Genomic DNA, 13,353 nt, shown 5'->3' on the forward strand with positions numbered 1-13,353 from the left:
ATGGCACATCAACTTGAACAAATGGCCTATGTCGGTGAAACCCCTTGGCATGGTCTAGGCAATCAGCTTACTCCAGATCAGCCAATTGAAGTTTGGGCGAAGCAAGCAGGTATGGACTGGCGCATTGAATCATCTGATGTCAGTTACATGGCTCAGAATGAGAAAGGTCAGAGTATTATTATGCCTTTTGAAGAGCAACGAGTTTTATATCGTTCTGATACCCATGCACCGTTATCTGTTGTTAGCCAACGCTTTCAAGAAGTGCAACCAAGTTCTATTTTGGAGTTTTATCGAGACCTCACTGAACAATCAGGCTTTGAGTTAGAAACAGCAGGTGTACTTAAAGGTGGGAAGAAGTTCTGGGCATTGGCTAAGACTGGGCAGACCGCAGCCTTAAAAGGTAAGGATGTCAGCAATGGCTATATTCTATTAGCAACGGCTTGTGATGGTACTCTAGCGACTACAGCGCAATTCACTTCAATTCGAGTGGTCTGTAATAACACTTTGGCGATTGCGCTAAAAGGACAGAATAGTGCAGGCGTTGTTAAAGTCCCACACAGCACTCGTTTCGATGCAGAAAAAGTAAAGCAGCAATTGGGTGTTTCAGTTCGTACATGGGATGAGCATATGTACGAGATGAAGCAACTTAGTCAACGGAAGGTAACACAGCAAGAAGCCGCAGCTTACTTTGATGCGGTGTTTAACAATACCAATCTAAGCATTGCTGAACAGGATGAAAGCATCATTCAGTTCTATCGTAATGTTGCAATACCTAACCAAATAAATTCATCTCGATCAGACAGTAAAACTGAGCCGAATGGAAGAGCAATGTCAAAAGTCATGACGATGTTCAATGGACAAGGGCGTGGGGCAGAACTCAGTTCAGCCAAAGATACAGCTTACGGTTTACTTTGTGCCATTACAGAGTTCTGTGACCATGAACGACGAGCGATGAGTACCGACCATCGATTGGATTCGGCTTGGTTTGGTATGGGGGCTGCTATTAAACAACGAGGAGTAGAACAAGCCTTAAGAATGGTGGCTTAAATTCAACATACATAGGGGCTCATTTATTAAATGAATAGCCTAAGCTGAACCTTTCCTGAATCAATTTTAATGAGTCGTTTTTCCTTTTGCCGCACCTCCCCCAGGTGCGGCTTTTTTTATGCCCAAATTTTTAATTTTTTACAGATATGGAGAATATGATGAATCCAAATACTCAAACCTCATCAAGTCATGCAATCGCTCATTTACCTTTAACCCTAAATCCACCCCAAACCGCTTTGACTTCTAGATCACAGCCAAATTCAGCTAAACGTTTGGCTAAAACCAAAGGTATGAGTCGTGAGCAATGGTTACAAGTACGAAAACAAGGCATTGGAAGTAGTGATGCCGCAGCAGCCTGTGGTTTAAATCCACATATGTCGATGTTGGAACTATGGATGATTAAAACAGGTCGAATGCAATCCCCTCCAGATCAACCTTTTAAGAACCATTATTCCCCTTTGTATTGGGGGAACAAGTTAGAACCGCTGATTGCAGATTACTATCAACAGCGTACTGGTAATAAGGTTCGTCGGGTCAATGCAGTTCTACAACATCCTGATGAAGACAAAGCTTTTATGTTAGCCAATCTAGATTATGCAGTCGTAGGCAGTGATGAAGTACAGCTTCTCGAATGTAAATCAGTTGGAGAGTGGGGAACCAAGCATTGGCGAGACGGTGTGCCTATGTATGTGCTCATTCAAGTACAGCATCAATTGGCTGTTACGGGGAAACAAGCAGCGCATATCTGTGCCTTGATCTGTGGACACGAAGCTAAGATATTTAAAGTCGAACGCAATGAAATTGTGATCAATCGTCTTATTGCTTCAGAAAAAATCTTCTGGTCTTGTGTAGAAAACGATATACCACCTCATGTCGATGCTAGTGAATCAGCAGCTAAAGCTCTGCAACTCTTATACCCGCAGCATATACCTTTACAAACTGTGGATCTGTCTACTTTATCAGGAGTAGATCAGCTATTTACTGATCTACTGAATGAGGAGAAGCATCTAGCACACCATCAAACCAAATATGACTATCTCAAGCATCGTATTCAGATATTAATGAAGGATGCCGAAAAAGCCATATTTAGTCAGGGCAGTGTGACATGGAAGAAATCGAAGGATAGTGTGGTGTTAGACCAGAAAGCATTACTCCAAGCACAGCCCGAATTATTAGATCAGTATCCTCAAACCCGTATTGGTAGTCGCAGATTTAATATTCATTCAAGTTCTTAACCAACTCTAGCCCTCCTCCTTAAACCTAAAAAATGCGCAAAGCCGCCCCACTTGCCCTCTCTCTAAATAACAGAGAAAGGGCGTTGGAGAAGCTTTGCGTAAATCTGAACCGTACCGGGTTTGTCGGAGACCACTTTTCTTGAGAGAATGTCCCGATGAAAAAAGTAAAATACACCCCTGAAATCAGAGATAGAGCGGTTCAATTATTGATTGAATCTGAAAAAGATTATCCTTCTACTTGGGCTGCAATCACCGCTATTGCTCCCAAGATAGGTTGTACTCCTGAAACTCTACGTGTTTGGTATCAAAAATATTTAGATAAACAAAACCCAATTAAAGTACAGCAACTTTCAGATCAAGAACGTATTAAACAACTCGAACGTGAAAATAAAGAACTGCAACGTGCTAACGAAATTCTACGTAAAGCAGCCGCTTTTTTCGCCCAGGCGGAGCTCGACCGCCCACACAAATAATGGTGGATTTTATCCAGAACAATAAAGATCGATATGGTGTTGAAGCGATTTGTAGAATTTTACCGATTGCAGCTTCGACCTATTATCGGGCTTTAGATCTCGTTGATAACCCAGAACATCGAGCGAAACGTGCTCTGCATGATTTACATCATGCAGAGCAAATCAAACGTATTTGGAAAGAAAGTTTAGGTCGATATGGTGTGCGTAAGGTCTGGCAACAATTGAAACGTGAAGGTTATGTTATCGCACGTTGTACAGTTGCTCGATTGATGCAGAAGCTAGGTATACAAGGTGTTTGGCGTGGTAAGAATAAACAAACCACCCGTAGCCGAGATGATCAAAAACGAGCAGATGACTTAGTAAAACGCAATTTTAATGCAGATCATCCTGACCAGCTGTGGGTCGCTGACTTCACGTATATTCAAACTCATTCAGGCTGGGTCTATACCGCCTTTATTATTGATGTGTTCTCGCGAGCAATTGTTGGATGGAAAGTATCAACACGTATGAATACAGATATGGTGCTCGATGCACTGGAGCAAGCATTGCATGATCGAGGCATGCCAAAGAACGTGATTCATCATAGTGACAGAGGCGTGCAATATCTTTCCATTCGTTATACCAATCGTTTAGAAGCAGCAAATTTACGAGCATCAGTCGGTACGACCGGTGATTCATACGATAATGCTTTGGCTGAAACGGTGAATGGCTTATACAAAACAGAGGTGATTGAATATTTAAAAGCGGATTGGCAAGGTTTAGCGGATGTACAACTTGCGACACTAAACTGGGTAGATTGGTTCAATAAAGAGCGTGTACACAGTGCACTGGGTTATGTATCACCTTTTGAGTTTGAAGCAATGTACTATGATAAGATTAACCCGTTAGGTCAGGTGGCCTAACTTAAATAAAAAAGTCTCCGACAAACCCGGTACGGTTCAATCTTTGATGCACTCAATCTCTTGTGACCGATGAATATAGAGGTGATTGATCAGGCTGAAAAGGAATAGGTGAAGAGGCGGTGCTTTACAGTAAATATCGTGACTTCGTAAATATTTAACAAAATAAGGATTCATCTCATGATTAAAGGTCTAGCAATTACACCACCCGTACTTGGGCGTATCAGCATTGGTAAAATTATAGAAAAGAATGGTAAACGTGTTCCTGAAAAGGATGACCAATTTACTATTACCAGCCAAATCCAAAACAAAGAGGGGTGGGTGAAGCATCCACTGGATGAGCAACTCCGTGCCAAAGCACCGAATCAAAAACTCAGAACCATTCCAGTCCGTATGATCTTTAATGATCCTGAACTGAATCTTAGAGCAGAGTACAGCTTATTTGATCGACAGACAGGACGTTTAATTTGTGAACCGTACCGGGTTTGTCGGAGACTTTTTTATTTAAGTTAAGCCACCTGACCTAACGGGTTAATCTTATCATAGTACATTGCTTCAAACTCAAAAGGCGATACATAACCCAGTGCACTGTGTACACGCTTTTTATTGAACCAATCTACCCAGTTTAGTGTCGCAAGTTGTACATCTGCTAAACCTTGCCAATCTGCTTTTAAATATTCAATCACCTCTGTTTTGTATAAGCCATTCACCGTTTCAGCCAGAGCATTATCGTATGAATCACCCGTTGTACCGACTGATGCTCGTAAATTTGCTGCTTCTAAACGATTGGTATAGCGAATGGAAAGATATTGCACACCTCTGTCGGAATGATGAATCACATTCTTTGGCATGCCTCGATCATGCAATGCTTGCTCTAATGCATCAAGCACCATATCTGTATTCATCCGTGTAGATACTTTCCATCCAACAATTGCTCGTGAGAACACATCAATAACAAATGCGGTATATACCCAGCCTGAATGAGTTTGAATATACGTAAAGTCACCCACCCATAGTTGGTTTGGATGATCAGCATTAAAATTACGTTTCACTAAATCATCTGCCCGTTTTTGGTCATCTCGGTTACGGGTGGTTTGTTTATTCTTACCACGCCAAACACCTTGTATACCTAGCTTTTGCATCAATCGAGCAACTGTACAACGTGCAATAACATAACCCTCACGTTTCAATTTTTGCCAAACTTTACGTACACCATATCGACCTGAACTTTCTTTCCAAATTCGTTTAATTTGTTCAGCATGATACTCATCATGTAGATCTCGTTTCGCTCGATGTTCTGGATTTTCAGTGAGATCTAAAGTTCGGTAATAGGTTGAAGGTGCAATCGGTAAAATTCTACAAATCGCTTCAACACCATATCGATCTTTATTGTTATGGATAAAATCCACCATTATTTGTGTGGGCGGTCGAGCTCCGCCTGGGCGAAAAAAGCGGCTGCTTTGCGTAGAATTTCATTGGCACGTTTTAATTCTTTAATTTCACGTTCCATTTGCTTCATTTTTTCTTGGTCAGATATCTGTTGTACTTTGGCAGGATTTAGTTGATCCAGATGCTTTAAATACCAAACACGCAATGTTTCAGGAGTACAACCGATTTTAGGAGCAATAGCTGTGATTGCTGCCCAAGTAGAAGGATAATCTTTTTCAGATTCAATTAGTAATTGAACCGCTCTTTCTCTAATTTCGGGGGTATAGTTTGGTTTTGTCATCGGGATAGTCTCTCAGAATATTGACTCTCCGACAAACCCGGTACGGTTCAAAGTCGCCATGCGTGCTAAACGATTGGGTCTACCACTGGACAGATTAGATGTCATGGCAGAAACAAAGGTAGAGCGTATTTGTGAAATATTATCAGAACAAAAAACCTCTATGGTAATTTTGGATTCCATTCAAACCTTATATACGGAGGCTATTCCTGCTGCTTCTGGTAGTACATCACAAATTAAAGAATCAGCTTCAATTTTAACCCGATTTGCCAAGCATACAGGAATATCTTTACTGATTGTTGGGCATGTCACCAAAGAGAAAGAATTGGCAGGGCCAAAAGTACTTGAACATATGGTTGATTGTGTCTTGCATTTTGAGGGACAAAGCGACTTACAGTATCGAATGCTCAGGGTGGTTAAAAACCGTTTTGGTGCGGTGAATGAGCTAAGTGTATTTGACATGACAGATCAGGGGCTAAAGGAAGTCATCAACCCAGCCATGATTTTCTTGGATCGCTATGGTGCAGCAGTTGCAGGGTCTGTTGTCATGGTTAGTCGAGATGGAGTACGACCATTTTTAGTTGAAGTACAGGCGTTGGTGAGTGAAACAAAAACTGCACCAAGACAGCTTATTTTAGGTCTGGAATATAATCGCCTGACCTTGCTACTGACCATCATGAAAGAACAAGCCAAAGTGGATATTCTTAAACATGATGTCTATGTCAATATTGTGGGCGGATTAAAAATTACAGAAACAGCGTCAGATTTAGCCGTGCTATTGGCTTGTGTATCCAGCTTGAAAGATCAACCCTTACCTCACGATATGGCTGTGTTTGGTGAAGTAGGTTTGTCTGGCGAGATTCGGTCTGTACCCAATGCACAGGAACGTATAAAGGAAGCACAAAAGAATGGATTTAAAACCATAGTTGTACCTAAAGTGAATCAGCCAAAACAACCTATAGGCTCTATGAAAGTGATTGCTGTGGAATATTTATACCAAGTCTTACAGGCTGTTTTTGAACAGAATGGTGAGGAACTGAGGCAAGTGGGATAAACCAAATTGATTTTACCTGACATTATTTAGAGTGTTTGCTGTGAATAATGAGTTTCATCTAGTAAAGTAGCGATTATGGTACAGGTAAATTTTGTTGTGGTATCTACTGAATTTATTGCTAGTACACCGTATTGAAACCCTATACAGAAGAGAACCCAAAGATAGTTAATGAACGCCGAACATCCACTCCTGCTAGAAATTCAAAAAGGCGAAAGTAAAACGCTAGAATTTAAACAGCAGTTACCCAAAGGGCAACAAATCGCCAAGACTTTAATCGCCTTTGCAAATAGTAGTGGTGGTAAGTTGATTGTTGGGGTTTCAGATGATCGGCAGTTAGTTGGGATTCGGGAAGATATCTTTGACCTACAAGATAAAATTACCTCAATGATTTATGAGTTGTGCAGTCCGCAACTGGCAGCACAAATCTATATTGAAAATATTGCAGGCGTAGAATTATTGGTTGTGGAAGTGGCTCGTGGAAGTTTATTTCCATACCACCTTAAATCTGTGGGGCGTGAGCAAGGTACTTATATTCGTTTAGGTGCAAGTAACCGTGTTGCATCACCTGAAAATATTCAACAACTGGAATTACAACGGCTCAATGTTAGTTTTGATTCGTTAGCAAACTATCAATACCCTTTAGAAAAACTAGATTTAACATTACTGGAAACGGCTTTTAAAGCTGCTGATAAGGCACTTACCTTAGAAAAAATGCTGAACCTAAAGTTGGTTATTGAGGAACAAGGGCAGCATTATGCTAGTCATGGCTTATTGATTTTATTGGGTAAATATGAGCATGTCATGACTCAGTGTGCCAGATTTAAAGGCACGAACATGAGCGTGTTTTTAGACCGTAAAGAATATACAGGGGATTTGTTTTCTCAAATTGAGCAAACAGAAATTTTTATTAAAAATCATTTGTCTTTGCGTGCAGAGATTCGTGGATTAAAGCGTTACGATTATTTGGAAATTCCAGAAAATGCCATCCGTGAAGCCTTAGTCAATGCTTATGTACATCGGGATTACAGTAACTTTGGACGCAATATTAAAGTTGCTGTTTATGATGATTTGATCAATATTGTATCTCCAGGTGGATTACCTAATGGTTTAACTGAAGCAGATTTGTTGCAAGGACGTTCAGAAATTCGTAATCGGGTATTGGCTCGTGTGTTTAGAGAGCTAGGTTATATAGAGCATTGGGGTAGTGGTCTGCAACGGATAAAACAAATCTGTGAAGCAGAACATTTAACCACACCTGAATTTTTGGAAACTGGTGATTTTTTTGATGTGAAGTTATATCGTCCTGTGATTGAGTCATTAGGTGGCTCAATAGGTGGCTCAATCGAAGATTCAGGTGGCTCAATGGTAGACACTGAAATATTGACTGACCGACAAAATGAGATTTTAGTTTTAATTCAACAAAATCCCAAAATTTCTTATCGTGATATGGCTGTACAGTTGGGTATCAATGATTCGGCAGTAAAAAAACACCTAAATCATTTAAAAGATGCAGGTTGGCTTGAGCGTGTTGGTGGAACACGAGGATATTGGTTAGTTAAAAAAAAATAGAGTAATTTTAGTTGTTTATCGAACCACCGTACATGTTACCGATCAAGCTAACGTACAAGCTGGCGATCATGTTCGACATTTGATTTTAGTGATGAATCAAAGATAGTATAATTAGACACTAGTAAGTGTCATTATCATAGCCAAACTGATATGAAGTGAATATGGCTTTGAAGAAATCAAAAAATAATTTAATTACAGAGAATTGATTTTAATGAGTAATCATTTAATTCCTTTATCTACAATAAGTTTAATTTCTGACTTTTTGTCAGATTATGAGACCCATGCTTCAATTGATTCACTCTTAATGTATGCTTTAGCTACAGGAGAGGCTCCTCAAGGTAGTAAGCCTGTTAAGGTAAAACAATGGTTGATGAATACTAATAAGGATTTATCCGCAAATCCATTAAAAGTTTTGGGGCGAATCCTTGAGGGATATATTGAAATATGTCCTTTTCAGAACTTGAGTGAAGAGTCACTAGATAATTACTGGAAAGCTATAGAAAAAATTAAAAAGAATCTCGCTGATAATTCCTTAGTCTACATGAACGGAAATATTTTATTTGGAAATTTGAATAGTTCTTCAAGGACATTGGAACAGTTAATTAAAGAGCTAGATGTTGCATCAATTAATCAGGAATTTGATAGAGCAATTAATAATGTTGAATCTAGCCCACGTGAAGCGGTGTCAGCAGCTAGCAATATATTAGAGTCTATCTGTAAAGTATATATAGAACAAAATAAGTTGGAGAAGCCTAATAAACAGGATTTAAAAGCTTTATTTACAGTTGTTAGAAAAGATTTGAATATCAGTACAGATTCCATTGAGGATGAAGATATATTAAAAATAATATCAGGGATATTAAGTACAGTCGATGGTATTTCTGCGCTAAGGACTCACGCGAGTTCTGCACATGGAGCGGGTATTCGGACGTATAATTTGCAGCCTAGACATGCCAGACTTGCTATTCATTCTGCTCATACTATCGCACTATTTTTACTTGAATCATGGAGTCACAAAAAGAATAAAATTGCTATCTAAATGTATTTAGTAAAAATATGTAAATATTTTTTAACAGAAAATTTACGCCTTTTTTACGCCATTTTAAAAATATTATTTAGTTAAGTTTTTGATTTAATTTACTAAAGTTGTTTTAAGTGTCCAATCCATCATCGGGGCAACGGAAATACGTGGCTTTAATGATTCAAGTGGTTGCATAAAATATTCTCGGATGTGGACAAGAAAAGAAAGGGCAGTATTATACGAGTTTTACGAAAAATTCACCAATCATCCTCATCCTTGAGAAATCTAAATATTAGTTTATCTAAAGTTGATGCATTGCAGTGCTTTTTCGAGTGAGTAGTAAATCTAATAAGCTAAAGATCATACATGCTAGCACTAAGCCAATACCTGCAAAGCAAGTCATCGTCCAACCACCATGGTTCCAGGCAAAAATTCCTAATGCAGAGCCGCACGCGCCACCAGTAAAATAAGCAGTCATATAAATGGCATTAATGCGTGATTTTGCATCAGGGCGTAAGCGAAAGATAATGCTTTGATTGCTTGTGTGGACCAATGCAAGCGCCAACTGAATCAGTGCAAAACCCAAGATATAGCTAAATAAATAGAGCTGACCAAAATAAAAAAATATCCAACTCAAGATAAACAAACCACAACCCATCCAAGTGAGTTGATTGGTAAATCCCTGATCCGCATATTTACCAATATATTGGGTTGATAAAGCACCAAAAATACCAACTAAAGTCACCATACCAATAAATAAATCAGGTAATTGATGTGCAGAGCTAAGTAGTAAAGCAATCGTTGAGTACAAGATACTCACTGCTGCAAAAGCAAAACCACCTGTCAGTGCTCTCAAAACTAAACGTTTTTCTTGTTTTAAGAGTTGCCCCATTGAAACAAATACTTGCCCATAATTCAGTTTCATCTTCATGACGTATGGCAGACGGCTTTTAAGTGCAAAGGCAAGAAACAGCATCAAAATTCCACTGACGATATAAATTACTTTCCAATGAAACAAGTTTGAGAATAAGCCAGCTAGGCTGGTCGACAAAAGAATACCGACCAGTAGTCCACTCATTAAAAAGCCAACAACTTCACCTGTTTTCTCAGGTTGAACCGTCATCGTTGCCAACGGTATCAATACTTGTGCTGCTACAGAAAATAATCCGGCCATAATGGTACCGACCCAAAGCATCGGTAAGTTCACTGAGAACGCACTGATAAACAATCCCGCTGCACATAAGCTCATTAAGAGTGGAATAAATTTGGTTTTATTCACCACATCGCCCATAGGGACAATAAAAAGTAAACCGAAAGCATAAGAAACTTGCGCAAAGGTAACTGTAAGAGCAGCTTGGCTTTGACTAACAGAGAAATACTGCTGTATGGAGTGGATCAGTGGTTGACTATAATAGTTTGCACCGGCACATAGACCACATGCAGCCGCCATAAACCAGAGTAAGGCTTTATTTTCACTAATATCTTGAGTGTTAGGCATAATGTTCTCTTAAACTGGTTTACACAGTATATGCAGTTGCTTCGATTTCAATTTGCATACCTTCCAACGCTAAACACGGCACGGGAATGAGCGTACATGCAGGAAATGCAGCATTTTTCCAAAAGTGTTGGATAGTCTGTGTGAGCAAATGTAGCTTTTCAGCATTGTGATTGACAATTAACACGCGTAAAACAGCAATATCTTTGAGCTGTGCTTGTACTGAGTTGAGTGCTGTTTGAATATTATAAAAGACTTGTTGTACCTGTTGGTCAAAATTATGTGAAAGTTCACCTTTATTATTTTCTCCGCCTTGCCCTGAGATATGAATGATCTTCATATTAGGCTGAACGACAGCAATGTGACTATATCCATTTAGGCTAGGATCATACAGCCCATTAGGATTAATGAGTTTGAATGCGAGAGAATCTGAATCTTTCATGACTAAACCGTTCGTAGAAATTCTAAAAATGATAGTATCAAAGCTCAAGTTAACTAGAGGTCAAGCAGATTTTGAAAAAACAACAATCTCCAAGTTGGCTAACCATAGGTGAGCTTGCAAAGCGAAGCGGTGTAAGTGTTCCAGCCATTCGCTTTTATGAGGAAAAAGAATTAATTTGGGGGATACGAACGACAGGTAATCAGCGTCGTTATCAAAGGGTAATGCTGAGACGTATTGCTATTATTAAAACAGCGCAGTAAGTTGGAATATCATTACAACAAATCAAGCAAACCTTCGAAACTTTACCTAAACATCGCAGTGCGAAAAAAAAAGATTGGCAAATCATGTCTCAACAGTGGCAAGGACAACTGGATCAACAAATTATGATGTTACTCCAATTGCGACAGCAGTTAGATCAATGTATTGGATGTGGGTGCTTATCTCTGGAACAATGTCCTTTACGAAACCCTGACGATTGTCTTGCTGAAGAAGCAATGGGAGCACATTTTCAAAAAATTTTGTTTTTGATGAATCAAGACGACATTGATATTTCAACATAATGTCTATTTTTGCACTAAAATTGTGCAATATGGTGCTTTTAGTAAGACAATCTCCCATAAATATCACTTGAGAAAATGCCATTTAAACTTTTTACATTTCTTTTTTACTTTTCCAATCTTTTTTTGCGTAGTGAGATCAACCCAATCTTAAGAAAAATGAATCAAGTGAAAGTGAAATAAGCTGTTGTTATCAGATAAATTGATAGAAAAGTCGCATTTAAAACCAGTAAAACTTTTAAACAAGCCAATCCTTCTCATTAAATGCGTGATTAAGATGCAAATTGACCTAATCAATTGATATATACATAAGCAAATCGAATCATTCAGAGACGATCTGCGACCTTTATGTATCAGAGATAGTGAGAGAGGGTTTTAGTTTATTTATGAGATATCGCTATACAGGCTTTTATATCAATAAAAGCTTAGGCAAGAATTGAGCTGTATTGATAATAATCAAATCGAATTATTTTGTTTGTATAAATTTGAATCATTGCTTAACGGGAAGACAAACGTGTTGAGCATACAAGGTCTAAATGCAAATATGAATCATCAGTTCAAAATATAGGTATTTATTAAATAAATATTGGGTGGAATTTTAAAAAACTTCCATTAGAATCCAAAATTCTACAAAGAATACTCCTGGGGGAAACATTGCTATCAGCGATGTTTACTTAAGAAAAACTAGCTTGAGGAACGCTCATGCAGATCGGAATCCCAACCGAAACTGTCGTCGGTGAAAGTCGTGTAGCTGCTACACCTGAGACAGTAAAGAAGTTGATTAACGCAGGTCATAGCGTTGTCATTGAACGTGGTGCTGGTGTTAAAGCTGCGTATATTGACAGTGCTTATGAACAAGTTGGCGCAACCATTACGGACGATGCATATACAGGTAGCCAAATTATTTTGAAAGTACGTGCTCCGAAAGGTGACGAGATTCAAAAGCTTGCGGCTAACACTACTGTAGTAGCAATGTTTGACCCTTACCGCAATCCAGAATTAGACCAGTTTGCTACTCAGCAAGTGTCTGCTTTTGCATTAGAGTTACTTCCACGTACACTTTCACGTGCACAAAATATGGATGTACTTTCTTCACAAGCAAACTTGGCAGGTTATAAATCTGTATTGTTAGCAGCGGCTGAATATCAACGTATGTTCCCAATGTTAATGACTGCTGCGGGTACCGTAAAACCTGCACGTGTTGTGATCATGGGTGTTGGTGTTGCAGGTCTTCAAGCAATTGCGACTGCAAAACGTTTAGGTGCAGTTGTAGAAGCAACAGACTTACGTCCAACAGCAAAAGAGCAGGTTGAGTCTTTAGGCGGTAAATGGTTAGACGTACCAATGTCCGATGAAGAAAAACAACGTGCTGCTGAAGCTGCGAAAAGCGGATACGGTTGGCAGCCTGGTGAGCAATACATCAAAGATCAAGCTGCGATTGTAGATAAAGCTGTATCAAATGCTGACATCGTAATCACGACTGCATTGATTCCAGGTCGTAATGCTCCACGTCTGATCAAAGCTGAAACTGTTGCCAAAATGAAACCAGGTTCTGTCATCTTAGATATGGCTGTTGAAACTGGTGGTAACGTTGAAGGTTCTAAAGAAGGCGAGACTGTTGTTACTGAAAATGGCGTGAAAATTTTGGGTATCCCAAATATTCCAGGCACAGTTGCAACAGAAGCATCTGCATTGTATGCACGTAACGTTTTCAACTTCCTTGAAACATTATTCGACAAAGACAAAAACTTTGCGATCAATCAAGAAGATGAAATCCAAAAAGCGTTACTCGTGACTCATGGCGGTCAAGTACTGCTCAAGCGCGGTTAAGGAGA

The 13,353-nt window shown here is 39.2% G+C and carries 9 protein-coding genes, 3 pseudogenes and 2 other annotated features; of the genes and pseudogenes, 9 read left to right on the top strand and 3 right to left on the bottom strand.

Going from position 1 to position 13,353, the window contains the following annotated elements; translation table 11 throughout:
- The 4 genes and pseudogenes from Q9Q86_RS00065 to Q9Q86_RS00080 form a co-directional block, all read left to right on the top strand.
- On the top strand, positions 1-1,047 hold the full coding sequence (locus tag Q9Q86_RS00065; protein ID WP_112987394.1) for a DUF932 domain-containing protein: 1,047 nt from the start codon (positions 1-3) through the stop codon (positions 1,045-1,047).
- Between the two features lie 158 nt (positions 1,048-1,205).
- Complete coding sequence (locus Q9Q86_RS00070; protein WP_112987395.1) at positions 1,206-2,282, top strand: YqaJ viral recombinase family protein; 1,077 nt, start codon at positions 1,206-1,208, stop codon at positions 2,280-2,282.
- Positions 2,283-2,437: 155 nt separating this feature from the next.
- A protein-coding gene (locus Q9Q86_RS00075; protein ID WP_100833221.1) for an IS3 family transposase occupies positions 2,438-3,657 on the top strand; the annotation gives its coding sequence in 2 pieces (ribosomal slippage) (positions 2,438-2,714 and positions 2,714-3,657; 1,221 coding nt in all).
- Positions 2,713-2,829 (top strand) — a sequence feature (AL1L pseudoknot). It overlaps the preceding gene by 117 nt.
- 177 nt (positions 3,658-3,834) lie before the next feature.
- A pseudogene (locus Q9Q86_RS00080) lies at positions 3,835-4,152 on the top strand (hydrolase or metal-binding protein); the annotation flags it as partial.
- Between the two features lie 11 nt (positions 4,153-4,163).
- Here Q9Q86_RS00080 and Q9Q86_RS00085 read toward each other — a convergent pair.
- Positions 4,164-5,383, bottom strand: a protein-coding gene (locus tag Q9Q86_RS00085) for an IS3-like element ISAba19 family transposase (protein WP_096902497.1) whose coding sequence is annotated in 2 segments (ribosomal slippage) — positions 4,164-5,107 and positions 5,107-5,383 — 1,221 coding nt in all. Because the reading frame shifts where the segments join, the coding sequence is not laid out codon by codon here.
- Positions 4,992-5,108: a sequence feature (AL1L pseudoknot), on the bottom strand. Its footprint overlaps the gene before it by 117 nt.
- 49 nt (positions 5,384-5,432) lie before the next feature.
- On the opposite strand from Q9Q86_RS00085, the pseudogene radA reads away from it, so the two are divergent.
- The 3 genes and pseudogenes from radA to Q9Q86_RS00100 form a co-directional block, all read left to right on the top strand.
- A pseudogene (gene radA / locus Q9Q86_RS00090) lies at positions 5,433-6,434 on the top strand (DNA repair protein RadA); the annotation flags it as partial.
- 168 nt (positions 6,435-6,602) lie between these two features.
- On the top strand, positions 6,603-8,003 hold the full coding sequence (locus Q9Q86_RS00095) for a helix-turn-helix domain-containing protein (RefSeq protein WP_112987624.1): 1,401 nt from the start codon (positions 6,603-6,605) through the stop codon (positions 8,001-8,003).
- Between the two features lie 211 nt (positions 8,004-8,214).
- Positions 8,215-9,042, top strand: coding sequence for an abortive infection family protein (locus tag Q9Q86_RS00100; protein ID WP_164978066.1), 828 nt, complete (start codon positions 8,215-8,217; stop codon positions 9,040-9,042).
- Positions 9,043-9,325: 283 nt separating this feature from the next.
- Here Q9Q86_RS00100 and Q9Q86_RS00105 read toward each other — a convergent pair whose 3' ends face one another.
- Together Q9Q86_RS00105 and Q9Q86_RS00110 are read right to left on the bottom strand one after the other, a co-directional pair.
- Positions 9,326-10,522: an MFS transporter gene (locus tag Q9Q86_RS00105; RefSeq protein WP_112987626.1), complete on the bottom strand. Its 1,197-nt coding sequence runs from the start codon at positions 10,520-10,522 to the stop codon at positions 9,326-9,328.
- A 19-nt stretch (positions 10,523-10,541) separates the two neighbouring features.
- Positions 10,542-10,961 (bottom strand): RidA family protein, encoded by a 420-nt coding sequence (locus tag Q9Q86_RS00110; protein WP_112987627.1) that lies wholly within the window; start codon positions 10,959-10,961, stop codon positions 10,542-10,544.
- Between the two features lie 71 nt (positions 10,962-11,032).
- On the opposite strand from Q9Q86_RS00110, the pseudogene soxR reads away from it, so the two are divergent.
- Together soxR and Q9Q86_RS00120 are read left to right on the top strand one after the other, a co-directional pair.
- Positions 11,033-11,521 (top strand): annotated as a pseudogene (gene soxR, locus Q9Q86_RS00115) (redox-sensitive transcriptional activator SoxR).
- A gap of 699 nt (positions 11,522-12,220) precedes the next feature.
- On the top strand, positions 12,221-13,348 hold the full coding sequence (locus Q9Q86_RS00120) for a Re/Si-specific NAD(P)(+) transhydrogenase subunit alpha (protein WP_004906659.1): 1,128 nt from the start codon (positions 12,221-12,223) through the stop codon (positions 13,346-13,348).
- The last annotated feature ends 5 nt before the right edge of the window (positions 13,349-13,353 follow it).

Source organism: Acinetobacter sp. A22, assembly GCF_030913345.1.
Lineage (GTDB): Bacteria > Pseudomonadota > Gammaproteobacteria > Pseudomonadales > Moraxellaceae > Acinetobacter > Acinetobacter junii.